Here is a 25,983-nt window from a genome sequence, read left to right as displayed (position 1 = left end):
AGGGTTTTTTTATTGATTAATTTTAGAAAATGAAATTCACCACAAAGCATCTTCAACAAATTCCGGATTTTATACATGTTCCCCATAAACAATTACAATGGCTGATTGATAAATCTCAAACCGAAATCTTTAAAGCAGGTGAATATGTTTTTAAGAAAGGAGACCCTATTGATACGCTTTTAATTATGCTAAAAGGAAAAGTAGAAATCAAAATCGAACAAAATGGTAATTATAAATTTGTAGGGTTTATTGAAGAACATGGTATTGGTGGGCTACTTCCTTTTTCAAGAGCTAGTTCTGCTTTGGGATATGGAGAGGCTATTGAAGAAACTGAAATACTCGTTCTTAAAAAATCATTCTTTAAAGAAATGATTTCTGATCATTATGAACTTACAGAAAGCTTGGTTCATAATATGACCTCTCGAGTGCGAGAATTCACCAAAAACAATGTTCAATCAGAAAAAATGATGGCATTAGGTAAACTTTCTGCCGGGTTAGCTCATGAACTTAATAATCCTGCTTCTGCCATGTTACGAAGTGCCAAAGAACTAAAAAAGCATTTAAGTCATGTCCCAGAAAAATTTAAAAGGATTACTTCAATTAAAATTTCAGAAAAAGAAGTAGATGCCTTAAATACGATACTTTTTAACAAAATTAGTAATCGTCCTGAGAATAACATGAAACTAATAGAGCGTAATGAAAAAGAAGATCAATTAGAAGAATGGTTGGAAGATCATGGTGTAGAAAATGCGTTCGAATTAACTGAAACCCTGCTGGATTTTTGTATGGAGATCCCGGCAATGAAAGAAATTCATCAAATCACAGGTGACCATAATTTTCCGAATGCAATAGAATGGATAGAGAATGTTTTGACCACAGAAAAAATGGTCGATGAAATAGAAGAAGCGTCAGACAGAATTTCTAATCTCGTACAGTCCGTTAAGAGTTATACCCATATGGATCAAGCTCCAGAGAAAATTGCAACGAATATCCATACTGGTATAAAAAGTACGCTCACCATGTTAAATCATAAATTAAAAAAGAAAAACATACAATTAGAAAAAGACTTTCAAAAAGATCTCCCGCATCCAAAGATATTTGTAAGTGATATCAATCAGGTTTGGACTAACCTTATTGACAATGCCATTGACGCTATGGAGCATTCTGGCACTTTGCATATTAAAACAAATCAAGACAATCGTTTTATAAAAATAGACATTACAGATGATGGTAAAGGAATTCCCGAGGAGCATCTTAGTAAGATTTTTGATCCCTTTTTTACTACCAAAAGCATAGGACAAGGCACAGGAATGGGCTTAGAAGTAGTACAACGGATCATTAATCAACATAATGGAGATATCAAAGTAAGCTCGCAACAAGGAACCACTACTTTTACCGTATGTTTACCCATTCAATAATCATATATAGATGAAAAAAATCACAGACATAAAAGGGGCTTTTACATTACATAACGGTGTAGAAATGCCTTATTTAGGATTAGGTGTTTATCTGGCGGATAATGACAACGAAGTCATTGATGCTATTCATTGGGCCCTAGATACGGGATATCGCCATATTGACACAGCAAGCATATATAAAAATGAAGAGGGTGTTGGTAAAGCAATACAAAGCTCTTCTGTTCCCAGAGAAGAAATCTTTGTCGTTAGTAAAGTATGGAATGCAGATCAAGGGTATGATACTACTCTAAAAGCTTTTGAAGAAAGCCTGGATAGATTACAATTAGATTACCTGGATCTTTATCTAATACACTGGCCTGTCAAGGATAAATATGTAGAAACCTGGAAAGCTCTTGAAAAGTTATATCAAGAAAAACGAATACGAGCTATTGGAGTCAGTAATTTTATGAAACATCATTTAGAAGATCTTATATCGAAGACTGAAATAGTACCTATGGTAAATCAAATGGAATTTCATCCACACTTGATACAACAGGATTTAATTGATTTTTGTACGAAGACTCAAATCCAATACGAAGCATGGTCTCCAATGATGCAAGGGAAAATTTTTGAATTATCTATATTAGATGACTTGGCAAAAAAATATAACAAAACTGTTGCTCAAATTGTTTTAAGATGGAACCTTCAAAAAGGAGTGATTACTATTCCTAAATCGGTTAAGCAAAAACGAATCATCTCTAATGCTGCTCTTTTTGATTTTGAAATATCAAATACTGATATGAATTTTATCGATGCATTGGACAAAAACCAAAGAACCGGGCCGGATCCTGATAATTTTAATTTCTAAAAAAGTATAAAAGCATATGAAAAAGCCAATCATATTTGCACTAGATGATGATCCTCAAGTATTAAGAGCGGTTACGAGGGACCTTAAGTCAGAGTATCGTGCGACGTATCGAATTATGAGTACAGATTCGGCAAATGATGCTTTAGAAGCATTAGAAGATCTGAAAAAGAAAAATGAAACTATAGCATTATTTTTAGTTGATCAAAGGATGCCCGAAATGTTAGGCGTGGAATTTTTGACTAAAGCCAAGAAATTTTATCCTAGCGCAAAAAAAGTATTACTTACAGCATATTCTGATACCGATGCTGCAATCAAAGCTATAAATGATGTGCAGTTAGACTATTATCTAACAAAACCCTGGAATCCTCCCGAAGAAAAACTATATCCAACACTTAATGATTTATTAGATGTTTGGCAATTAGATTTTCAACCAGAATTTGAAGGAATTAAAGTTTTAGGATATCAGTTTTCTCCAAAATCTCATGATATTAAAGATTTCTTATCTGCTAACTTATTTCCTTTTCAGTGGTTAGATGTAGAAACCAGTGATAAAGCCAAAGAAATTATAGAGCTTCATAAGCTCACAACTTCAGATTTGCCTGTTGTTTCATTAGCTGATGGAGAGTGTTATAAAAACCCCAATATTGTAGAACTTGCAACCGCTCTTGGGCTTAATGCACACCCAAAAGATACGCTTTATGATGTGGTTATTATTGGAGCAGGACCATCTGGCTTAGCCGCAGCTGTATATGGTGGCTCAGAAGGACTAAAAACATTATTAATTGAAAAACACGCACCAGGTGGACAGGCTGGTACCAGTTCTAGAATAGAAAACTATCTTGGATTTCCCAATGGATTAAGTGGACAGGAACTTACACATCGAGCCATTACACAGGCTAAACGATTTGGTATAGAATTCTTATCTCCGCAGGAAGTAACTTCTATTTCAGAAAAAGATGGATATAAAAACATAACATTGGGTAATGGACAATGTATTAGTACCAAAAGTGTAGTAATTACAACTGGAGTAAATTATAGAAAACTGGAAGCAAAAGGTATTGATGAATATACCGGAGCAGGAATCTATTATGGCTCATCAATGACCGAGGCCCAGGCCTGTAACAATAAAGAAGTTTTTATAGTAGGCGGAGGAAATTCTGCAGGGCAATCGGCGGTATATCTTTCTAAGTTTGCAAAGAATGTATACATAGCTGTCCGTAAAAAAGATTTAACAAGTAGTATGTCTAGCTATCTTATCGACCAAATTGATGCCATTGATAATATCACATTATTAGGTCATACTAATATTACAGAAGCTACAGGAACAGATGGAAGACTAACAGAGTTAGAGCTTTTAAACAGTGCAACTTCTGAAACAAAAAAGGCAAAAGCTGATGCTTTATTTATTTTTATTGGAGCTAGACCTTATACAGATTGGTTAGCATTAGATATTATCAAAAATGAAAGAGGGTTTATTGAAACCGGTAGAGATCTTACTCGATATAACAACTTTAAACAAATCTGGAAAAAAAACAGAGAACCCTTTTTATTAGAAACATGTAGCCCAGGCATATTTGCATCAGGAGATGTACGTGCAGGAGCTATGAATAGAGTCGCTTCTGCTGTTGGAGAAGGCGCAATGGCTATTAAATTTGTACATGAATACTTAGCAGAGATATGAAACTACGAACCAAAATATGTGAGCATCTAGAGGATTTTAATACAGCTAACATCAAAAAAGATGATCGTTATCAATGTGTAGAATGCATCAAGACAGGAGATAATTGGGTACATCTAAGAACTTGTCAAGAATGTGGAGTAACTCTTTGTTGTGATTCCTCCCCAAATAAACACGCAAGTCATCACTACCAGACATATAAAAATCATTCTGTTATCATCTCAGCAGAGCCAAAAGAAAAATGGGCCTGGTGCTATGAGCATAAATCATTTTTGGAGTATGAATAGGAGAACCTATAGTCTTTAAATTACTATTAGGTATTAAAAGAACAAGTATCAACTGACCGCAAAAGAATTAAATCAAATTTGGAAGATAATAACGTTAGATTAAGAGAACTTATAGTATCAGATAAACCAAAAGTAGCAAAGCTTATCAATAATAAAAAAATATGGGATAATGTAAGAGATTACATCCCTTATCCCTATGATCAAAATGATGCAGAAACATTTATATTAGGCACAAAAGAAAAGCTTCCAAGGCAAGCTTTAGCCATTGTATTTAATGACGAACTCTGTGGTGTTATTAGTCTTATTGTTCAGGATGATATTTATAAACGATCTGCAGAAATTGGATATTGGATAGGAGAGCCATACTGGGGCAAAGGAATTGCAACTAAAGCGGTAGCCCTAATAACTCATTACGGATTCAAAAAATTAAATTTAATTAGAATTTATGCTGGGATTTTTGAATATAATACAGCTTCAATGCATGTACTTGAGAAAAATGGTTACAAAAAAGAAGCTATATTCCAAAAAGCAGTATTTAAGAATAATCAAATCTGGGATGAACATCGATACTTTATTCTAAATGAAAATGCTGTGAAAAAATACAATATGAGCTAAATCAATTATGAAAACAATACAGCAATCAAATGGGATATAAAATCTACAACGTAGAAGAATCAGAATATAAAGAGCTTGTTGATATTTGGGAAGCTTCGGTAAGAGCTACACATCATTTTTTAAAAGAAGAAGATATATTATATTTTAAACCATTGATCTTAAATGAATATCTCAAAGCTGTGAATCTAAAATGTGTTAGGAATAACGACATGAAAATAATCGGATTTCTGGGTGTTGCTGAACAAAATCTCGAAATGTTGTTTATACATCCTAACTTCATAGGAAAAGGAGTAGGAAAAACTTTATTGCAATATGCTATCAAGAAATTAAATGTAACCAAGGTAGATGTAAACGAAGACAATCAACAAGCTCTCAAATTTTATGAACATCATGGGTTTAAAATCTTTGACCGATCTGCACTGGATGCTTCAGGTAAACCATATCCAATATTATATATGCAATTAGACACAATAAAGTAAAAATCAGTAATCCGTTCATTAATAAAAAAGAGAAAAAATGTCAAAAAGGAAAAACATCGTTGCAATTAATGGCAGTGCAAGTGATAACTCTTCCAATTTAAAGTTGATTAAGCACGTTGCAGAATTAATGAAAAATGAGTTTAACTTTATCTTTTTTAATGATCTAACAAAATTACCACATTTTAAAACAGAACTGACAGATCATAATACGCCAGAACGTATAACCCAATTTAGAAATGTTATATCCAATGCTCACGGAATTTTAATCTGTACTCCAGAATATGTTTTTAGCATTCCAAGTCGTTTAAAAAATGCCATTGAATGGTGTATCTCCACAACCGCTTTCTCTAACAAACCTGTTGGACTTATTACTGCTTCTGCCAGTGGATTAAAAGGTCACGAAGAGCTTAAATTAATAATGGAGAGTATTGAAGCTATTTTTATTGACGACACCACTTTATTAATACAAGGAATTAAAGGCAAAATAGATCAGAAAGGGAACATTTTGGATGAAAAAACAAAAATCGAAATAGAAAATTTTGTAATTTCATTTCATGAGTTAATAGGAAACACAAATTCTTAACTTAATACCAATCAGAATATTCTTGTTAATCATTCTTTAAAAAGCTTAACATGATACGCCCATACACCCTATCAGACAACGAAGAATTAATATCGATTTTTAAGCTTAATACACCTCAATATTTTGATCCAAAAGAAGTAGATGATTTTAAAAAATACCTACATCAATATGGACATACTTATCTAACCATAGAATATGAAAATAAGATTGTCGGAGGAGTTGGGTATTACATAAAAGAAAGTGACCATTCTGGACGAGTTACATGGATATTTTTTCATCCTGATTATTCTGGACTAGGATTAGGAAGAAAAGCGGTAGAATATGCAATAACTCAATTAAAATCTGATTCTACACTAAAAAAACTCGTAGTAACCACTTCTCAATTGGCCTATCGATTCTTTGAAAAGTTTGATTACAGACTTATTCAAATCGAAAATGACTACTGGGGAAAAGGGTTAGATTTATATTTGATGGAACGAGAGCTATAGCATTAAAAGTATGAGACCATTACACATCATTTTTACTCTTTTATGGACACTTTCAATTAATTCACAAACCGAAACTAAAAAAATATTGTTTTTGGGTAACAGCCTTACATATTCTAATAATCTCCCTAAGATCTTAGAATATATGGCAAAAAACTGCGACGAATCGATAAAAAGTACGACATTATGTTTTCCCAATTATGCTTTAGAAGACCATTGGATCGATGGTACTTTTCAAAAAATAATGAGCAAAAAATCTTTTGATTATGTCATTGCACAACAAGGTCCTTCTTCTCAACCTCTTGGAAAGAAAATGTTATTGACCTACGGAGCAAAAATCAAATCTGTCTGTCAAGAAAAAAATACAAAATTTGGCTTTTTTATGGTCTGGCCCTCCAAACAGTACTATTACACATTTGATGGAGTAATCGCTAATCATAAAGAGGCTGCAAAAGTTAATCAATCCCTCCTATTTCCAGTTGGAGTGCTCTGGAAGGAGTATGAGAAACATAATAATTTCCAAAATCTATACGACTATGATAATTTTCATCCTTCAACAGCTGGTAGTTTTTTGGCCGCATTAACTATTTTTCATGGGCTTTATCCAGACAAAAACCTTAGCGAACTACAATTTAAAAAGTATAAAAAGTGGGTAAAGGATAAAAAATCTTTCCATTTGATGATCAAATTAGTCAATCAATAAAATTATAGATACTTCCTTTTCACTGAAAACAGTATAACATACCTCATATTCAAGAAGTATATTTGACTATTTATATGTAATAAATTCATTATATGAAACTTATATCATTAGTATTCACTTTAATATTATGTCTACCTATGTCCAGAGATAGAAGAGTATCTGTATCATTACATGATATTCTACAACGTCCATCCACCATTGTAGTTAAAGTAAAAAAGAACAATCCATTCTCTGTACAACAAGAAGAAAAAGTTAAAAAAGGATTAATGTCCGGACCCAATTTTTACATCCCATACATCATTATAAAGTAGAAGAGATTTTATATAAAGGTAATGAAGCCAATCAAATTAATATAGGACAAGATATAAGTGTTCGTAGAGCGAATTTTCGCACTCATCTTAGAAGGCATAAAATGTATCATTTAAGAAAAATGAGGAAATCGATATATACCTATCATTATGAAAAAGAAATGGATATCACTACTGTAAATCAAGCTATTATTTATATAACCTATCAGGAAGAAGATAAAGTTTTTGAATACGTTGTACAAGGAGCCTATGATAGTATCGATAAAAAGGAAAATATTCTAAATCTTTTACATACAATAAAGAATTAATTTTTTGCAAGAACAAGACAATAAGAAATGAAAAGTATTCTAATCATAATATGTATAACAACTAGTGTTTTTTGTTTTGGACAAACCTTTGAAATCACAAGCAAACAACTATCAAAAAATGAGGTTGATTCAATTTTCACAAATACCTTAAAAGATAAATTAAATATCGATTATGGTATTTTTCGTGTATACGAGTATCAGGACAAGTCTGGGATTTATATGATTGTAATGACTGAAAAAGAATACAAAATTGAAGGTAAAAAAAAATACTTTGATGCCATTAAAGCTTTCAATTTTAAAGTTGAAAATGGAAATTACACCCAACAATGGATGATACGAGATTTTTTCCTCGAAGACAACTATTCTGAAGAGTATTATATCTCTTTTTGGACAAAATATTTTGAAATAAAAGATTATGATGGAGATGGATTAGTAGATCCGATTCTTACTTATGGAACACTTGCAATGAATGAGTATGACGACGGAAGAATTAAAATACTTATTTTTTATAAAGGTAAGAAAAGAGCAATCCGACATAAAAATGGAGTACATGACGATGAGCGCAATACTCAGGTAGATAAAGAATTTTATGCCTTACCTATTCCAATTCAAAATAGAGCAACAAACATCATGGAGCTCATTACAAAAAATAATCATGGTATTTTTCCTTATGGATGGGAAACCGCTATGAAAAATAAAGAACTATGGTTTGATGAAAATTAGTATTATATTTTGACCTCAAAATATGTATTGAAACTTTTAAAGATAAACCACATACCGAAATGAATAATTCACTTTTAAAGTTTCTTAATAATACAGGAACATATTCTGAAAAAGAAGTAGCACTTCTTAAAGAAGAACTTCAATTTCGAACTTTAAAAAAAGATGAAATATTATTAAAAAAAGGAGATATTTGCTCATCCTTTTGTTTTATCATCACAGGAAGTTTTTATCAATATAATATAGATGCTAATCTCGATAAAAATATAATTGATTTGAATGTAGCGGATGATTGGGTTATTAATCACAAAAGCTTTACATCTCGAAAACCATCTCAATTTTTCATACAAGCCTTTGAAAATAGTTCTGTTTATGAAATTTCTATTGATGCTATTCATAAACTAATTGCAAAATCACAATCATTTCTTCAGATGGGTAAGATTTTAGAAGAAGCTACATCTCGTGTTGATCTTTTCGACAATGATTATACCCCTGATGAGAAATATCAATACATACTAAAAAACAAACCAGAATTAATTCAAAGGTTTCCACAAAAACTAATTGCTTCTTACCTTAAAATTACTCCTGAAACATTAAGCAGAGTTAGAAAACGGTTTTTAAAACCATAATTCATTTCTTGATTTCGATCAAGTGCTATTCCTTTAAAAACATTTGATATTTGACGTTCAAAATAAATATCAAGTCAATGAAACATCAATTTTACAAAAGCACAGGAATCTCTCTTATCACAGGTTCTATTTTAATTATCATAACGATGGTATTACATCCATCTGGAGGTAGTATAGAAAAAATTATTTCGATTTCAAACTCAATAACAATCACTCACTCATTAGCTATACTCAGTCTTCCTGTTATTTTATTTGGGTTTTATGGTCTTACAAATAAACTTTTAAATCCGTGGAGGACATCAATACTGGCCTTTATCATTATGGTATTTGGTCTTATTGCTGCGATGTTTGCCGCTCTGGTTAATGGACTAACTCTCCCCTATTTTCTTGGTCAATATGCTGATAAAATCTCACAGAATTCTTCTGTTTTAAAACCTATAATGGCATATAGTTTTGCTATAAACAAGCCTTTAGATTATATATTTATTGTAGGGTGCTGTTTAGCAATAATGCTTTATTCATGGATAATTATTCGTTCACATAAGTTTCCAAAGTGGATTGGCTATTTTGGTGTTTTACTAATATTTTTATCTATTATTGGAGCCATTACAGGATTTGTCTTTACGAGTTTAATCGGTTTCAGAGTATTCGTTTTTAGTTTGGCAGGTTGGATACTGTCATCTGGCCTATCATTAACATTATCTAAAGAACACTAATATGAGTAAGAAAAAAATCAAACAAGCTTATGAAGAATTAGCTAAAAATTATAATGCTCTAATCGATCATAAACCGCATAATGCATATTATGACAGGCCAAATACACTTAGTTTACTTACTGATGTAAAAGGAAAATCAATTCTTGATGCTGCCTGCGGGCCAGGAAAATATGCTCAAATATTAATATCAAAAGAGGCCAATGTAGTTGGATTTGATATAAGTCCTCAAATGATAAAATATGCCAAAGAAAGAAACCATAATTCTGCAACATTCTTTGTGCATGACCTAACAAAACCTCTTAAAACACTTAATGACGAGTCTTTTGATATTGTGTTATGTGCATTAGCTATGCATTATATTGAAGATTGGAATACAACCATCCAAGAATTTTATAGAGTTTTAAAACCAAATGGTCACTTAGTCATTTCTATTGAGCATCCTTTTTTTGAATATATTTATTTTAAATCAACAAGGTATTTTGATATTGAACCTGTACAATGCACATGGTCAGGTTTTGGCAACCCAATTGAAATTCATAGTTATAGACGATCTCTTCATGAATGTATTATGCCGTTAACCAATAATGGTTTTTATATTGACAAGTTAATTGAACCTAAACCTCTAAAAGAATTCGAAAAACTCGATCCAAAACATTATAAAGAGCTCAATGAATTCCCTGCTTTTATGTGCATTAGGGCCATCAAAAAACCAAAGACATAAATAATAGATAGTATACAAACATTGTAATAATTTTTAAACAATAGTGGTTGGGGTGTATAACCTCAACCATTTTTTGTCTATTGAACATAAAATTAGTTGTTGTATTTTAGAGCATACAAATATTTTGTACAAAAGCTATAGTAATATGAATACAACACTCTGGATTTCTTTTATCGGTACGGTCTTAATTATTGGAGTGACTCCAGGCCCAAGTGTTCTTTTGGCATCAGCAAATAGTATGAGCCATGGAGCACAAAAAGCAACAGGTACTATATTGGGTGATTTATCTGCAAATGCTATACAAATAGTCTTATCGTCTTTAGGTTTAGCATCCATAGTAATTTCTTCAGGAGAAGTTTTTAGTCTTATAAAATGGGTAGGTGTTGGCTATTTAATCTATATGGGAGTGACGAAAATCATATCTGCTCCCAAATCTGGAGAGTTTAAAAAAAACAATCAAAATAAAAGCTTTTTAAAACTATATAACGAAGGTTTTTTTATGTCTGCTTCAAATCCAAAAGCAATTGTATTTTTTGCTGCTCTTTTTCCATTATTTATTGACCAAAACCTAGCATTTGCTCCTCAAGTTATTATTCTTGGAATCACGTATTTGATCATTGATGGAATTTGCTTATTTGTTTATGTCAAATTTGCATCAAGATTGAAGAAATATCTCGAAGATCAAGAGAAAATTCATTTACAGAATAAAATTATCGGAACACTACTAATATGTAGTGGTTTACTATTGTCTATGGTAAAACGTACAAACACTTAATTTGAAACTTCTAATCAAGAAAGAAAAATAAATTCACATCACTTAGCGCACTAAAAAATAACCGACAAGAAGCATGACAATTAAAACTCATTCTTTTTTAATACATTTATCTAATCTGAAAGGTTTATATTTTTCATATAAAACTATTATACTTAATTATTTATGAATACAAACAAACGTTTAAAAATTGGAGAAGGAAAAATAAGCGGTTATCTAGCCATCTTTTTGGCAATCATTTGTCTGGGAGCAACAATTTGCGCTTATTTTCCCGAGTATCTTACCACTAGTGAATTTAGAGAATTATATACCCCAAATTTTATTAAATGGGTATTTTTAAGTGTACTTGTACTTTCATTTTTATTCAGTCTAACTAGTTTTTTATTGAGTAAAAAAACCAAACTAGGTTTTCTTGCCATCATTATTTTAGCCATTGCCATTTTTTTAGCATCGGGACTTCCTGAAATTAAAGAAATAGAATCAAAATCATTTACAATAGGTCTAGATTGGTTATTACTGGATATCCTTCTTTCTGCCGTTATATTTATTCCTATTGAATTATTTTTACCTAAGAGGTTAGAGCAGACAAAGTTTCATCCTGAATGGAGAACTGATCTTGTATATTTTGTAATTGGCCATCTACTGATTCAAGTCACAGGTGTTTTAGTACAATTACCTGCTGTTGTTGCCTTTTCTGGATTAGGTCTATCTGGTATTCATGAATGGGTACAGAGTATTTGGTTTTTACCACAATTATTATTGGCCCTTTTTGTATCAGATCTTTTTCAATGGTCTGGTCATTATTTCTTTCACAAAATTCCATTTTTATGGAGATTTCATGCTGTACATCATTCAACTAAAGATATTGATTGGTTAGCAGGCTCTCGAACTCACTTTGTTGATCTTATTGCTGTAAGAGCCGTTACATTTATACCTCTTTACATTTGTGGATTTAGTTCTTCTGTTTTTACAACATATATTGTAATAGCAGCAATTCAAGCCGTTTTAGCCCATTCGAATACAAGGATTAATTTTGGGTTTTTACGTTATGTTTTTGTAACTCCACAATATCATCATTGGCATCATTCTGATGATCCAAAAGCTTATGATAAAAATTTTGCTATTCATTTCCCCTTCATTGATATGATTTTTGGAACGTATTATCCTATGGGAAAAGAATGGCCAGAAGGTACTGGATTGGGTGATGTTCAATTTCCTAAAGGATTTATAAAACAATTTATTTTTCCTTTTTATAAAAATCCCGCTAATGATAACAATTTGGATAACCCTAGTGAACGTTAGAATAAAATGAAAATTTATTTGTGATTTAAAATCAAGAATTAAGAACGGTATTTTCACATATAAATTGGTATATATCATTATAAATAAAGCCCAATGGAACTAATCAGCAACCCTAAGGTCAATGACGTTTTTAATAATTACCCTACATCAGTACAACAACAATTACTTTATCTAAGAGAATTGATTTTAAAGACAGCATCCAATATTGAAGGACTTAATACACTTGAAGAAACTCTTAAATGGGGTGAACCCAGTTATCTTACTAAACATGGAAGCACTGTAAGAATAGATTGGAAATCTAAAAACCCCGAACAATATGCCATATATTTTAAATGCACTTCAAAACTAGTTCCCACTTTCAAGACAATCTATAAAGGTGTTTTTGAATTTGAAAATAATAGAGCTATTGTGTTTAAACTAAAACACACAATACCAGAGCAAGAATTAAAGCAGTGTATTGCAATGGCATTGACATATCATAAAATAAAACATCTCCCGCTATTGGGCGCATAATAATGAGTCATTTCTTTCTAAAAGCTACCCACAACATACACAAACTAATTCACCCAGCGACCTGTAGCATATAACCTGAAAGCAATCCAGGCACCAACAACCATTTCTAACCAGCTTAAAGGAAGAGTAATTAGCAGAATATTCCAATCAGATAAACCCATATTTGCAGTTGCAACCCAAAAAATCACAAACACAGCCAACCATACTATGGTACCGGCAATCAAAACAGATTTTAAAGTATTCTCAAATGTTTGTGTATAAAGCCAAAATGTAAATACCAAAACGGCAGTCAAGAGCGTATCCCATAACCCCCAAATTGAAAAAATACCGACATCCATTTCTGCAATACCAGCTTTGTTTTCAAAAAATGATTTTATTCTGGACATAACTAAAACGAAATATCGAAATACTTCAGAAGCATTTATCCAAATACTTGTTATCAACGTAATAATGATGAATTGTTTTAGGTTAAAATTAGTGTTACTCACTTCAATTAATATTTAGTGTTTGTTTAATTTCTTCTAATATGGCTTGAGGAGTTGGAAAATCTGGAGTTGAACGATAAATGGCAACTGATTTTTCTAAAACACCTATCTTCTGTACCAAATCAATACTGCGATTTGAACTTTTTGCAAACCTCAGATCTTTAGGATTAATCATATTTTTGTCTATTAAAAAATCTATTTTCTTTTTGCAACGACAAGGATTATCAGGATTTGCCAAACCACATTTATTGTTCATGAAATTTCTGATTTTAGCTCTTGACCTAGATAATTTTTTTCTAAAATTTTCGGCTGTAATTGCAACTATTGCTGAGCCTTCAATACTATTAAACTCAAGAATATCTGACAATATGTAAACAATCCTATCCAACTCATTCAGGCACAAAAGAAGTCCTTGTGTACAACTCACTTTAACCTCTTCTTCCAACAGTAAAAGTTCACCATCGTTTTTAGAATATTTAACGATATCAGACTGCCCCAAATCGATTAAATCAGAATAGTCTTCGAATGGCATTGCAAATTCTCTCGCCTGTTTTCCTTTGTAGGATAGTAAATAATTGGTAGCCACTCTGTACACCCAAGTTCTAAATTGACTTTTATGGTTAAAAGTACTTAAATGAGTTACTATTTTGATTAGTATTTCTTGTGTGGCATCTTTTGCATCTTCTGGAAATAGTAACATTTTCAAAGAAAGATTATAAACCAAATCTTTAACCTCAATAATAACCGATTCAAGTGCTTTTCTATCACCCAAATTAGCTTTTTCAATACGTTTTTTTAGATGTTCATTCATATCTTCTATAAGTTAGACATTCAAAAGATACGAAGTGTGACAAATAGTATAGAAAAAAGTAAAGTATAAGAATAAACCTATAACATCAAAGTAATTTGGTACGCTCTGTTCGTGTCTTTAAATTTTTCATTCTTCAATATGGAATCCCGTAAAAAAAAGAAAAAATAGCAGTGTATCTTTATACAACACATTTACAAGGGGTTACAAACGCAAAATAGATATAATGCTAACATATTGTACTATATCATTTTGTTAGTTAAAATTAAATGAAAATCTACAAGGGGAAATATCTAGCGATTACCTATGAAGTCCAAAACAGTCTATTTATACAATATTGGTATAATTCACCAGACTGTATCAATGATTTTAAAAAAGAAATGTTAGCCTATACTTTATTTTATGAGGAGTTTAGACCAATGTATACATTATGGTTACAACAAAAATTCACCTTGCACTTAGATCAAACTATACAGCTATGGATTGAAGAAATGGTTAATAAACCTTGCTATACATACGGTAACAAGAAATGTGCTTTTGTAGTTAGTAAAGATATTTTAGCGCATGTTAGTGTAATCAATTCTTTCGAAAAAACAAAGTCCTGCATTGTTCCAATACATTTTACTACAGAGCAAGAAGCAAGACAATGGCTTACTAATTCAGTTGAAAATACCCGAAATTATAAAAAAAGTAAAATTATTTATGAAGGAGTAGATCAAGAAGGAAATATGATTATCAAGCTGCCTTGTCAAAACATAAAATCTACCTTAAAATTCCTTAATGAATCTATAGAACAAGAACAATTTATCCTGGAAAATGAATACAAATATCATTTACTAACTCAGCGAGAAAAAGAAATCTTATCTCTAATTGCAGAAGGCAAAAAGCATCAACAAATAGCCGAAAAGTTATTTATCTCTCTTCATACGGTAAGAACCCATTGGAAAAATACAAAAGCTAAATTAAAAATCCAGAATAAAGATAACTTCTTAGCCTTTCTTAAAGCTTTTAAAAACTAAAATACCCAATATCGGGTATTGATAAACCCTGGTATAATAACTTCTTTTGATTCAAGTATTTAAAAATGAATTAGTCATTTGTATACCATGTTTGATCAACACCAAAATCTAAGTACTACTGATTTACCAAAAATATTGTAAAAAAGGAATACGATCTTTTTATGTTAAAACAAACAGGGAAACCGAAAACTGTATAGAGTAGGTAATATCTAATTTAATTGATTATGGATTTAAATGAACTAAATCTCAAACTAAAAAACGATGGACTAACTAGGACTGAGTTCTTCTCTGAACTCACATCTAAACTTAAAGAAAAAGATATTATTAAAGATAGTACTGATGTAGTAATCAAATCTGATGATAATGGTAATCTTTCTAATTTTGTTATAAAACCGGGTACAAGTGATGCTATCACTCAACTTGATGGTATCAACACTACAATAGAATTATTAAAAAAATACGGGGTTAACGATCTAGAATCTATTCATCCATTCAACTCTGATATTGATCCATATAGCTGGAATATAGTATATAAAGATGGTGGTTGGGTAGTCAATAGCTAAAAATGATCATAGCGCGGTTTCATTATAAAAACCGTGCTATATAAATTATAAAACATGCATACATTAGCCATTTCTTTAACAGACAATTGCCCATTAAGATGTTCATTTTGTTGCGTTCCTCCTAAACCATTAGATTTAAAAGATTCATTCTTATTTGATGTTTTAAAAACAGCTGAGTTAAGAAAATTCAAAAAAGTTGGATTTACAGGTGGTGAACCTTTAATAAGAAGAAAAAAACTATTCGAAGCAGTAAGATTATGTAATGACTCAGGTATCCCTTGGGGGTTAACCACTGGACTTGGTTGGACAAAAAAAGAAGAATATGCAATAACCGTAGCTAATGAATTAGTTTCAAATAGAATAAATGATATTACCATTAGTATTGATCCTTCCCATTTAAAATTTACAGATCAAAAAATTTATATAGTATTCATCAGAGAACTTTTAATGCATAACATTCCTATTTTACTTAGTGTCACACTATTTAAAAATGAAAGGCAAGAATTTGAAAAATATCTAAGTAAAAATATATTATCTAAACTTATTGACTCAAATACTTCTCTGATTAAAGTTGATTTTCATTATGTTGCCCAAGTAGGATATGCGGAAAATAAAGAAGGCTGTGGCAGCATTATAAAAGAAAAAATTACTTCTAAAGCTATGAGATGTCCTTTAAAAAAATCTTTTGTGTTTTCTGTATGGCCCAATGGAGATGTATATCCTTGCTGCTCTACATATATAGTAAATAAGAAAAATGAACTTATTCTTGGAAACTTAAAAGAGAATAGCTTCGAAGAAATCATAGATTTTGCAGAAAACGATCCTTATTTATGGGCTCTATCCAATTTAGGTTTTAATAAAATTATTTCTTTTATTAAAGATGATATTGATTTTTCAGAAATATTAAATTCTAAATTTAATGATGTTTGCGATTTATGCAATACGATAGGAACAAAAACTAAAAACATTACCATAAAACAAATTAGAAATTCACTATACCAAAATGCAGTTAAATAAAATTACTTTATTGTTTCTCATTAAAGTAAAAAAAGTTCACTATACTAATAGCGCGGACTTCAACATCCGCGCTTATTAAAATCTCTGACTTTACCCGTTAAACTCTTCTTCTCCTATGGGTTCTAATGATGTATTAATAGAAGCCATCTCCCAACCTGGTACATATCGCACATAAACAGGTTCTTCGTTACGAAGTAAATCTACAATTCGCTCAAGATCTGATTCGCTATAATGTACGTAAATGTATCCCGAACCACTCATCGAATCTGTATTAGGAAGAGTAGATGCATCTCTATGAAAATAAGCAGCACCTATTAAGCTGCCGTTATCTCTTCTTAGTCCTATTATTGCTCTATATGCATAATTTTTACTATTATTTCCTCCTCCATAATAGGCGATGTCATACTTTTTGATGTATTCAATTGTTGTCATAATAAATATATTTAGTTTTTGTTTGATATAAAATAAAATCTATAACCAAACAAAAACAACCGTCTTTTACCTAATTTACATGGGGTTTTTATCCTAATTTTGAAGGAAAAATCACTCTTCTAAGACTATCAAGACTTATGAATACCAAATTAGATTACTCCATAAGAAGGCTCAAAGAAACTGATTTACATCAAGTAGCAGAACTCTATTCGCTATTTTGGGATGATGCGATGAACCTCACAAAAATGAAAGAAGTCTTTAAGAGGGTTTCAAAAGATTCTCAATACATTTTTTTAGGTGCAGAAATGAACGGAGAAATAATCGGGACCATACAAGGTGTTATATGTGAAGAATTGTACGGAGCATGTAAACCATTTCTTGTTATGGAAAATTTTGTTGTGAGTAAAGAACATAGAGGAAAAGGAATAGGAAAAAGCCTTTTGAACGAATTAGAAAATAACGCAAAAAAAAGAGAGTGCTCGCAAATGATCTTCTTAACCGAATCTGATAGAAGCGATTCTATTAAATTTTACGAAAAATTAGGCTTTGATTCTTCAACACATAAAGGTTTTAAGAAATCTCTATAACAAAATATGCTTATCCTTCACTAGAAAAACATTGTAAATTGATTGTAATTCTTCATTAGGATTATAGTAAATCTTACGGTAGATTAGCTATATAAAATCAATAAAAAATAATCCAATTGAGTTTATTTAAACGGTAGACTTAAGAAAAAGAAGTAGTATGAGAATTATTTCAAAACTAATATTGATTATTGGAGTATTCGTGATGACAGGTTGTTCCGAAAAATCTAATGATTTAGTAGTGGGCGGGCTTTATATAACCCAAAATGATAATGGATTTTATAGTGTATCAAAAATATTAGCATTAGATGAATTTGCAGTGCATATAAGAATGTATTCTGATGAATTTAAAACCAAACCAAATGACTTAAACTCTGCAGATTTAAATTTCCTAATCGGGCATGCTCCTATGGCAAAAGAAGGATTCTTAATGGATAAACCCGTATTGTTGAAAGTAGAAAAAGTATCTAAAGAAGAGCTAGAAGGTTATAATTATTATCTGGATGCAATGAAAAATCAGTAACAAAGTCTAACATTATATAAAAAAAACAGAAATAAAGTAAGGACTAATGATAGAAGAATATCTAAACAATATAAAGAAGCAATTCGAATCCTATAAGGAAGTTGCAGATAAAACAATTTCACAATTAACAGAGAAAGATTTATATTGGAAATATAATGAAGGAAGTAATAATATTGCATGCATAATGATCCATGTATCAGAAAATATGTTATCCAGATGGACAGATTTTTTTGAGAGTGACGGAGAAAAAGAGTGGAGAGATCGAGAAAGTGAATTTAAGACTCAGAACTTAACATATTCAGAATTAATTGAAAAATGGGAGAAAGGATGGAATTGTCTTTATGATGCTTTAGGTTCTATTAATGAAAGTAATTTTCACAAACCAATTCTCATAAGAAATAAAAAAGTCAAATTAATTGAAAGCATAACTAGACAAATTGCTCATTACCCATATCATATCGGTCAAATTGCTTTTATTGGGAAAATGGTTTTAAATGAAAAATGGAATTCACCCTCAATACCAAAAGGAAAATCGAATGAATATATCCGATTAGAATTTGAGAAAAATTCTAAATAAAATCAATTATATCAACATGCAAAAAATTATATATTCCTTTATCGTCATTGTATTATTTCAAATAAATTGCAATGCCGAAAATATTATTAATGCAAGATTGATTGGTTTTTCAGATTCAGGCAATTTCATAGCCATATATACCTATACCCCATACAGTGAAAGTTATACCTGGAAAGGAAGACTTGTTATTGTTGATGTCAAAAAAAACAAAACAATAGATGCGCTCGAATTAGAAAAAGAATACAAACCTATAGCCTCCAATACTTCCAATGAATTCGTTGTTAATGATCTACTAAAAAGTATGATTGCTTTTAATAACCGGTTTCTTGATAAGTACAATATAATAAGAGGCAATACTGGTTATTTGGCATATTATCAACCTATTCACGAGTACATATTAAAAAACAATGACTGCGTAAGTAATCCAGAATCACATAGTAAATTAAGTATTCCTATAAGTAGTGAAAGATTTAGAACTACAAATATGGCAGATTCCCAACAATTTAATATTAATTTCTCCACAATGATTGTAGATGAATTAACTATTGATGAGGATGGATTGGGTTGTTCTGAATGTATTAAAAAATTTAGTTTAAAAATCACTGACGAATCTGATAAACCAGCCTTTGATTTTGAAAATCAATTAAAATTAAATCAATGTTACAGAGATTATTTTGTGGGTAGCGTCTATTTTTATAGTGAGAACAAGATAATAATTATAGCCTATGGTATGAGACCAGGATATGAAGGTTTAATGATAGAACCCATTTTTATAAGTGGTATTCTTTAATACATAAAATTAAATATAGAAACCGATCTTGGTTCCTGGATCAAGATCATTACCCATTTATTATGAAAAACATAGCAACACTAACATTTTTCACCTTATTGATAAGTACACTATGCTATGGACAAAACACCTACCTATATTCTCAACCAAAAGAACATAATGATGGATGGAAAACGAACAATTTACAGTCTCAAAAAATAGATACAACAAGGATATATAAATTATTCAGCCAAATACTCAATCAAAAAAACAAACTACATAGTGTTTTATTGATAAAAAATGATCAGCTAATTATCGAGGAGTATTTCAATACAACCTCTGCAGACCAACCACACGATCTTCGTTCTACAACAAAAAGTATACGATCCATACTAATGGGAATTGCTATCGATAAAGGATTTATAGCTAGTGTGGATGACCCCATATCAAAATATCTTAAAAACCCTATTGTCACCAAAAATATTGACAACAGAAAAGAAACAATTACGATCAAACATCTTTTAACTATGTCTAGCGGGCTTGATTGTAACGATTGGAACAAAAAATCAAAAGGGCAAGAAGATAAAGTTTCCAGAAAAAAAGACTGGCTTCAATACACACTTAATTTACCTATGATCAATGAGCCGGGAGCAGTATCCAATTATTGTTCTATGGGTGCAATTCTGATTGCAGAAATAATAAGTCAAGCTTCTGGAATGACAATTGACAAATTCGCAGATCAATATGTATTTAATGATTTAGGTATTACCAATGTACATTGGGGGCATACTTCAGATAAGGAGATTATCCCTTCAGGAAAAAGGTTATATATGACCTCTCGCGATATGGCCAAAATTGGGCAATTGATACTCAACAACGGTCTATGGAATGAAAAACAAATTGTTTCTCAAAAGTGGATTGAGGAATCCACCACTCCGAAAACAAAAATAACAGGAATTGACTATGGATATTTCTGGTGGAATATTCCGTTTAAAATAGAAGAGAAAATGGTTATTTCTAAAACCGCAACGGGTAACGGCGGACAGTATATTATGATCTTTCCTACATTAGATATGGTGGCTGTATTTACTGGGGGTGCATATAATTCACAAGAAGATAAATTACCATTTGCAATAATGAAAGATATATTCTTGCCAACATTTGTGAAAAAAAAATAACGTTGTACATACTTTAGCTAGCACCTGTCAAACCAACATTTTGTATCTTTTTATGTTGCATTTCATACCCCAAACCCTATCTCTCACCTAATATCATCATTGCAACATCTCCAAAATTTTAAGGTTTTTTATAAAACCTTAATACCCAAAATGTGAGCAATGATCGCTTATTTAAGATTTTTGGATTATTACTTGTTTCATTGACCTCATCTATTGGATGTGCCCAGGAACATGTCGAAGAGCTAATAGGTAAGGTTCAAAGCCTTAATCATGACATCTCCAATGTTTTGATCATTAACCTTAACACCAAAAAAACCACGATTACCAATGCAAAAGGGCTTTTTAAACTAGAAGTTAACGTAAACGACACCTTACAGTTTTCTGCAGTCCATTACTCAACAAAAGAAATTATGGTAACAGAGGCTATGCTACATCAAAAGATGATTTTTATCGATCTACAAGAAAAAGTTATCGATCTGGATGAAGTTATAATACAACCACACAATTTAACCGGCAACATACATCTTGATGCTCAACGGTTAGACAGCAAACCTGTTATCAACTCTTCTTCTTTAGGATTACCACAAGCAAAAGTGAAGGTAAAAACCAAAAACGAACGATTGCTTTTTGAAGCAGATGACGGGAAATTTGTAAAACTACAAGGCAGTCCTTTTGGAGTCGGAATCACAGTAAATACTCACAAAATCATGAATCGGATTTCGGGAAAAACAAAAGCACTTAAAAACCGGTTGGTATTGGATGAGCATATCAAAATAGAAAAACAAATAGCCAATATGTTTCCAACGGTTGCCTATTCTAAAGAACTAGGAATACCACAAACTCACATTGAAGATTTTCTTAGTTTCTGTATACATCAAACAGATTTCCCTAAACCATCAGATACCAAAAATCCATTACAGATTTGGGAGTATATTAAGGGTAAAAGCAACACATATAAAAAATCGAATGGTCTGAACTGATAAACATATTGCATAATTTACTTATCACTTTGAACTTATCTCAGAATCTCAAATTATGAATTCTTAATTTCTAATTCATTACAATTTATTATCTTGGATTATACAGAATATTTCCTTTAGACAATTCTACAATAAACCAAACACAAACCGTGAATACAAATACATTAAAATACCTTTTAATAATTCTATCTTTTTTAGGCATTTCTTGTACTAAGGAAATTAAAAACCAAAATAAGGATAATTCAATTGTTATAACAAAAGAGAATAAAACTGTTGAAACTCCAGAAAGAACTAGTGATATAATAAATTCAGAGTATACACAAGAAGAATCCATCTATATTGGGATGTTGCAGAAGATGTATGGAGAAGATGACTATTACATCTCTATAGCATTTAATGACGCTGTACCTGATTCATTCCACAATACATTTCACAGAAATACAGAAGACTATATAGGAGAGTTAATATCAAAAACTGAGGATCACGAAAGGTATAAAATTAAAAAATCAGTAGCTCAAAAATATTTTGATGTAAAGGGTTTGGATACAATCATAATATTAAATGATAATCAAGAAAGAATAGATACATTATTTAGAAAAAATTATGAGTATTTCTCTGATCAATTAGAAAGTCAAGTGATTGCTACATATGAAAAAACCAAGATTGTTAATAAAGATGAAGACTACTTATGTATGTCTAATAATGATATTGTTTTAAGTAAAACCTCTGTATTTAAAAAAGATTCTACATACTTAGCAAAAACACTTATTAAAAATTCTTTTCATCCCTCCAATGTTTACGCTCATTATAAAATGATAAAGAATACTGATACCATTTCTTTTGTGTCATTTGGTATTTACAATAACAAAATTCAGAAAGAATGTTTTTACTTATTTAAAAATAAGAATCCTATTGATTCTATAATTAATGAATATTCAATATCCAAAATGCTTCCTGTACCTATATCTATGGAAACCGAAAATTTATATATTGCATATGAGTTTATTCCTGATACAGATGCCTTTTGGACATCACTTATTGGGATCGATTTAAAAAATGATAAGCTCAAGAATTATAAAAGGAATAGGCTATATACAAGCCTTAAAAAAGAATAAAGAATAATAAATATCTCTTAAATTTGTAATTCATGTGTCTATGTTTAACTACATATGATCTCTATTCTTAGACAACACCTATTTATAACCCGTATCTATAATACCCAATCGTAGTAAAATATAGTAGATTAATTTTCAACCAACAGGTATGCCTTTAAACCCAATGTCAATCATAGCAAGAACATTATACAAAATCCAAAAAAAACATTTCAAAATAACTCCATCATACTTTTTTACACACACTAAGAAAAAATGTAACTTACACATTTATTTTATGTTAACCACAACCAATACCAATTTTTAATATGCGTACTATCAAGTCTTCGACCTCATCTATCTCACTATTAGTTATGCTCTCTATTTTAGTTTTAAGCTGTACTCAAAAAAAGAATACTACAGATGTAGAAAAATCAACCAACCTTGTAAATCCAAAAGATTGGCCAACCATCAAAGCCCTGCCGCTAGACCCATCGATAGAAGCACAAATTGATGAAATACTGCCAAAACTAACGTTAGAACAAAAAGTTGGTCAGGTCATCCAGGCAGATAATGGATCTATTACTCCAGAAGAGGTTAAGCAATATCGATTAGGCTCTGTATTAAGTGGTGGTAATTCGGCACCAGGACCGTTACCATATGCTGATACCAAAACCTGGTTGGCAATGGCTGATGAATATTACAACGCATCGATTGATAAAGAAGGTGTTGAGATTGCTATACCTTGTATATGGGGAATAGACGCAGTACATGGTCATACAAATCTTAGTGGAGCTATTGTTTTTCCACATAACATTGGACTTGGTGCGATGAACAACCCTGACTTAATTGAGCAAATTGCATCAGTAACTGCTCACGAACTTACTGTATCTGGTCACGATTGGACCTTTGCTCCCACCTTGGCCATACCGCAAGATACACGTTGGGGTAGAAGTTATGAAGGATTCTCTGAAGACCCTAAAATAGTAAAATCCTATGGAAGTCGCATTGTCTATGGACTACAAGGCCGTGTTGGTGAAGAAGGTTTTATGGGAGCTGGTCGCGTTATATCAAGTGCTAAACACTTTCTTGCTGATGGCGCTACAGAAAAAGGTGTCGATCAAGGAGATGCTCTTATTAGTGAAACAGAATTACGTGACGTGCATGCAGCGGGATATTATAGTGCAATACCTGCAGGAGTACAAACCGTAATGGCTTCTTTCTCTAGCTGGCAAGGCAGAAAACTTCATGGTGACAAAGAACTGTTAACAGACGTCTTAAAGGGTCAACTCGGTTTTAATGGCTTTGTGGTTGGTGACTGGAACGGTCATGGTCAAGTTCCTGGCTGTACCAATACAGATTGTCCACAATCACTTAATGCAGGTCTGGATATGTATATGGCTCCCGATAGTTGGAAAGGTTTATATGAAAGCACTTTGAAACATGTAAAGAGCGGAACAATTCCTATGACTCGTTTGGATGATGCAGTACGCCGTATTCTTAGAGTAAAAATTGCCTCGGGTATATTTACCAAAGGAGCACCAAGTACTCGTAAAAATGCAGGAGATGAAAGCCTTCTGGGGCTTCCTAAAAACAGAGCCATAGCACGACAAGCTGTTCGTGAGTCCATGGTTTTGCTTAAAAATAATAATAGCGTTTTACCAATAGACGCTACAAAAACGATTATGGTTGTTGGCGACGGAGCAGAAAGCATCTCCAAGGCATGTGGTGGTTGGACATTGTCATGGCAAGGTACGGGTCATACCAACGATGAGTTCCCCAATGGTGAATCAATACTAGAGGGTATAAAAGAAGTTGTTAACAAAGCAGGTGGTAAAGTAATTTATTCTGCCAATGCAGACACAAGCGCAACTGCCGATCTTGTAATTGCCATTTATGGAGAAAATCCATATGCAGAGTTTCAGGGGGACCGCGAAAATCTTGACTTTGTTCCTAATGATTTTGACGTAAATACATTGACAGAATTTAAAAGTAAAAGCATCCCTGTTGTATCTGTTTTTCTATCTGGTCGTCCGTTATGGACTAACCCAGAAATCAACCAGTCAGATGCATTTATCGCAGCATGGTTGCCTGGTAGTGAAGGAGGAGGTATCTCAGATCTGTTATTTCAAACAGACCCTTCTTATGATTTTACAGGTCGTTTATCATTCTCATGGCCGTCGAGTGCTGTAGTATCAGAAGACGCTAAACCATTGTTTACCCTGGGTTATGGTCTTTCTTATACCGATACTGCAACGGTTGATCAGCTTTCAGAAGATTCAGGCTTAGAAGATAGTCAAGTAGTCTCTACAGGTGAGTTTTTTAGTAAAGGAGCTCCTGTTGCCCCTTGGGGATTATGGTTAAGTTCAGGCGATTTAGTCAAACAAATTGGTAGTTTCCCTACATCTGTAGGCGGGTTGATAATTAGTAAAACCGACCACAATGCGCAAGAAGATGCATTAAGAATACAATGGACAAAATCAGATCGTGACCAAATACGGGTTAGTGCAGCGTCACCAAGTGATATGTCCCGCCAATCCAATGGTGCTATGGAACTTGCGTTCTCAGCAAAATCATTTACAGCCAGCGACGCAGCCCTACAAATTGGTATGTGTGGTCCAGACGCTCCGTGTGATAAAACGCTTAATATCAGCGTCGCTCCCAATGATTGGAAAGAATATCGAATAAGCCTAAGTTGCTTTGATAACCTTGGTCTTGATATGACCAAAATTAGTTCTGCATTAATGATTACCGCTGGAGAAGGTGTCGAGATTGGGCTAAGCAATATTCGCCTGGCATCAGATCTTGATGCTAAGCCCGGGTGCGATGGTAAATAGTTTTTTTGTTTTACCATAAAAATGTCACAGGCAAGG

At 32.0% G+C, this 25,983-nt stretch carries 32 protein-coding genes; 29 read left to right on the top strand and 3 right to left on the bottom strand.

Annotation, left to right across the window (positions count from 1 at the left end):
- Positions 1–29: 29 nt before the first annotated feature.
- From DK442_RS05065 to DK442_RS04985, 18 genes are all read left to right on the top strand, one after another.
- Complete coding sequence (locus DK442_RS05065; protein WP_109434778.1) at positions 30–1,418, top strand: ATP-binding protein; 1,389 nt, start codon at positions 30–32, stop codon at positions 1,416–1,418.
- A 10-nt stretch (positions 1,419–1,428) separates the two neighbouring features.
- Positions 1,429–2,265, top strand: coding sequence for an aldo/keto reductase (locus tag DK442_RS05060; protein WP_109434777.1), 837 nt, complete (start codon positions 1,429–1,431; stop codon positions 2,263–2,265).
- A gap of 16 nt (positions 2,266–2,281) precedes the next feature.
- Positions 2,282–3,946, top strand: coding sequence for a response regulator (locus tag DK442_RS05055; protein WP_109434776.1), 1,665 nt, complete (start codon positions 2,282–2,284; stop codon positions 3,944–3,946).
- A complete protein-coding gene (locus DK442_RS05050) occupies positions 3,943–4,230 on the top strand; it encodes a UBP-type zinc finger domain-containing protein (protein WP_109434775.1) in 288 nt (95 codons plus the stop codon). The genes DK442_RS05055 and DK442_RS05050 overlap by 4 nt, the downstream gene beginning before the upstream one ends.
- Positions 4,231–4,308: 78 nt before the next feature.
- Complete coding sequence (locus DK442_RS05045) at positions 4,309–4,845, top strand: GNAT family N-acetyltransferase (protein ID WP_109434774.1); 537 nt, start codon at positions 4,309–4,311, stop codon at positions 4,843–4,845.
- Positions 4,846–4,874: 29 nt separating this feature from the next.
- A complete protein-coding gene (locus tag DK442_RS05040; protein WP_109434773.1) occupies positions 4,875–5,324 on the top strand; it encodes a GNAT family N-acetyltransferase in 450 nt (149 codons plus the stop codon).
- Between the two features lie 37 nt (positions 5,325–5,361).
- Positions 5,362–5,907: an NADPH-dependent FMN reductase gene (locus tag DK442_RS05035; protein ID WP_109434772.1), complete on the top strand. Its 546-nt coding sequence runs from the start codon at positions 5,362–5,364 to the stop codon at positions 5,905–5,907.
- Positions 5,908–5,957: 50 nt separating this feature from the next.
- Positions 5,958–6,395: a GNAT family N-acetyltransferase gene (locus DK442_RS05030; protein ID WP_109434771.1), complete on the top strand. Its 438-nt coding sequence runs from the start codon at positions 5,958–5,960 to the stop codon at positions 6,393–6,395.
- Positions 6,396–6,405: 10 nt separating this feature from the next.
- Entirely contained in the window at positions 6,406–7,095 is a 690-nt protein-coding gene (locus DK442_RS05025; RefSeq protein ID WP_235010908.1) for an SGNH/GDSL hydrolase family protein, read from the top strand.
- 92 nt (positions 7,096–7,187) lie between these two features.
- Positions 7,188–7,406 (top strand): hypothetical protein, encoded by a 219-nt coding sequence (locus DK442_RS28110; RefSeq protein ID WP_160114055.1) that lies wholly within the window; start codon positions 7,188–7,190, stop codon positions 7,404–7,406.
- Positions 7,407–7,525: 119 nt separating this feature from the next.
- On the top strand, positions 7,526–7,711 hold the full coding sequence (locus DK442_RS05020) for a hypothetical protein (RefSeq protein WP_160114054.1): 186 nt from the start codon (positions 7,526–7,528) through the stop codon (positions 7,709–7,711).
- A gap of 27 nt (positions 7,712–7,738) precedes the next feature.
- Complete coding sequence (locus DK442_RS05015; RefSeq protein ID WP_109434769.1) at positions 7,739–8,434, top strand: M949_RS01915 family surface polysaccharide biosynthesis protein; 696 nt, start codon at positions 7,739–7,741, stop codon at positions 8,432–8,434.
- Positions 8,435–8,493: 59 nt separating this feature from the next.
- Positions 8,494–9,060, top strand: coding sequence for a Crp/Fnr family transcriptional regulator (locus DK442_RS05010; protein WP_109434768.1), 567 nt, complete (start codon positions 8,494–8,496; stop codon positions 9,058–9,060).
- Between the two features lie 77 nt (positions 9,061–9,137).
- Entirely contained in the window at positions 9,138–9,776 is a 639-nt protein-coding gene (locus DK442_RS05005) for a hypothetical protein (RefSeq protein WP_109434767.1), read from the top strand.
- Position 9,777: 1 nt separating this feature from the next.
- Positions 9,778–10,497 carry a class I SAM-dependent methyltransferase gene (locus DK442_RS05000; protein ID WP_109434766.1) on the top strand — a complete coding sequence of 240 codons (720 nt, stop codon included), beginning with the start codon at positions 9,778–9,780 and terminating at the stop codon, positions 10,495–10,497.
- Positions 10,498–10,642: 145 nt separating this feature from the next.
- Positions 10,643–11,272 carry a LysE family translocator gene (locus tag DK442_RS04995; protein ID WP_109434765.1) on the top strand — a complete coding sequence of 210 codons (630 nt, stop codon included), beginning with the start codon at positions 10,643–10,645 and terminating at the stop codon, positions 11,270–11,272.
- Positions 11,273–11,434: 162 nt separating this feature from the next.
- Positions 11,435–12,571: a sterol desaturase family protein gene (locus DK442_RS04990; RefSeq protein ID WP_109434764.1), complete on the top strand. Its 1,137-nt coding sequence runs from the start codon at positions 11,435–11,437 to the stop codon at positions 12,569–12,571.
- 93 nt (positions 12,572–12,664) lie between these two features.
- Positions 12,665–13,084: a DUF1801 domain-containing protein gene (locus DK442_RS04985; protein WP_109434763.1), complete on the top strand. Its 420-nt coding sequence runs from the start codon at positions 12,665–12,667 to the stop codon at positions 13,082–13,084.
- Between the two features lie 44 nt (positions 13,085–13,128).
- On the opposite strand, the gene DK442_RS04980 is transcribed toward DK442_RS04985, so the two are convergent.
- Both DK442_RS04980 and DK442_RS04975 read right to left on the bottom strand, forming a co-directional pair.
- Complete coding sequence (locus DK442_RS04980) at positions 13,129–13,572, bottom strand: hypothetical protein (protein WP_109434762.1); 444 nt, start codon at positions 13,570–13,572, stop codon at positions 13,129–13,131.
- A 1-nt stretch (position 13,573) separates the two neighbouring features.
- Positions 13,574–14,380 carry an RNA polymerase sigma factor gene (locus DK442_RS04975; protein WP_109434761.1) on the bottom strand — a complete coding sequence of 269 codons (807 nt, stop codon included), beginning with the start codon at positions 14,378–14,380 and terminating at the stop codon, positions 13,574–13,576.
- Positions 14,381–14,646: 266 nt separating this feature from the next.
- Between DK442_RS04975 and DK442_RS04970 the strand changes: the two genes are divergently transcribed.
- The 3 genes from DK442_RS04970 (at position 14,647) to DK442_RS04960 (ending at position 16,976) form a co-directional block, all read left to right on the top strand.
- Complete coding sequence (locus DK442_RS04970; RefSeq protein ID WP_200825088.1) at positions 14,647–15,396, top strand: response regulator transcription factor; 750 nt, start codon at positions 14,647–14,649, stop codon at positions 15,394–15,396.
- A 224-nt stretch (positions 15,397–15,620) separates the two neighbouring features.
- The gene (locus DK442_RS04965) at positions 15,621–15,959 is read left to right on the top strand and encodes a hypothetical protein (RefSeq protein WP_109434760.1); all 339 of its coding nucleotides are present in this window, start codon (positions 15,621–15,623) and stop codon (positions 15,957–15,959) included.
- Positions 15,960–16,013: 54 nt separating this feature from the next.
- Positions 16,014–16,976, top strand: a complete 963-nt coding sequence (locus tag DK442_RS04960) for a radical SAM protein (protein ID WP_109434759.1) — start codon at positions 16,014–16,016, stop codon at positions 16,974–16,976.
- A gap of 90 nt (positions 16,977–17,066) precedes the next feature.
- On the opposite strand, the gene DK442_RS04955 is transcribed toward DK442_RS04960, so the two are convergent.
- The gene (locus DK442_RS04955) at positions 17,067–17,408 is read right to left on the bottom strand and encodes a hypothetical protein (protein WP_109434758.1); all 342 of its coding nucleotides are present in this window, start codon (positions 17,406–17,408) and stop codon (positions 17,067–17,069) included.
- A 137-nt stretch (positions 17,409–17,545) separates the two neighbouring features.
- Between DK442_RS04955 and DK442_RS04950 the strand changes: the two genes are divergently transcribed.
- The 8 genes from DK442_RS04950 to DK442_RS04915 all read left to right on the top strand — a co-directional run bounded on the left by DK442_RS04950 (position 17,546) and on the right by DK442_RS04915 (position 25,947).
- Positions 17,546–17,995 (top strand): GNAT family N-acetyltransferase, encoded by a 450-nt coding sequence (locus DK442_RS04950; protein ID WP_109434757.1) that lies wholly within the window; start codon positions 17,546–17,548, stop codon positions 17,993–17,995.
- A 157-nt stretch (positions 17,996–18,152) separates the two neighbouring features.
- Entirely contained in the window at positions 18,153–18,515 is a 363-nt protein-coding gene (locus tag DK442_RS04945) for a hypothetical protein (protein ID WP_109434756.1), read from the top strand.
- A 46-nt stretch (positions 18,516–18,561) separates the two neighbouring features.
- Positions 18,562–19,092 carry a DUF1572 family protein gene (locus DK442_RS04940; RefSeq protein ID WP_109434755.1) on the top strand — a complete coding sequence of 177 codons (531 nt, stop codon included), beginning with the start codon at positions 18,562–18,564 and terminating at the stop codon, positions 19,090–19,092.
- Between the two features lie 16 nt (positions 19,093–19,108).
- Entirely contained in the window at positions 19,109–19,882 is a 774-nt protein-coding gene (locus DK442_RS04935) for a hypothetical protein (RefSeq protein ID WP_109434754.1), read from the top strand.
- A gap of 62 nt (positions 19,883–19,944) precedes the next feature.
- Positions 19,945–21,039 (top strand): serine hydrolase, encoded by a 1,095-nt coding sequence (locus tag DK442_RS04930; protein ID WP_109434753.1) that lies wholly within the window; start codon positions 19,945–19,947, stop codon positions 21,037–21,039.
- Positions 21,040–21,191: 152 nt separating this feature from the next.
- Positions 21,192–22,019: a carboxypeptidase-like regulatory domain-containing protein gene (locus DK442_RS04925; protein WP_109434752.1), complete on the top strand. Its 828-nt coding sequence runs from the start codon at positions 21,192–21,194 to the stop codon at positions 22,017–22,019.
- Positions 22,020–22,168: 149 nt separating this feature from the next.
- Positions 22,169–23,134, top strand: coding sequence for a hypothetical protein (locus DK442_RS04920; RefSeq protein WP_109434751.1), 966 nt, complete (start codon positions 22,169–22,171; stop codon positions 23,132–23,134).
- A 305-nt stretch (positions 23,135–23,439) separates the two neighbouring features.
- Positions 23,440–25,947, top strand: a complete 2,508-nt coding sequence (locus DK442_RS04915) for a glycoside hydrolase family 3 protein (RefSeq protein ID WP_235010907.1) — start codon at positions 23,440–23,442, stop codon at positions 25,945–25,947.
- Positions 25,948–25,983 lie beyond the last annotated feature (36 nt).

The sequence above is a fragment of the Aquimarina sp. AU119 genome (assembly GCF_900312735.1).
In the GTDB taxonomy this organism is placed as follows: domain Bacteria; phylum Bacteroidota; class Bacteroidia; order Flavobacteriales; family Flavobacteriaceae; genus Aquimarina; species Aquimarina algiphila.
This window is presented reverse-complemented; position numbering and strand designations above follow the sequence as displayed.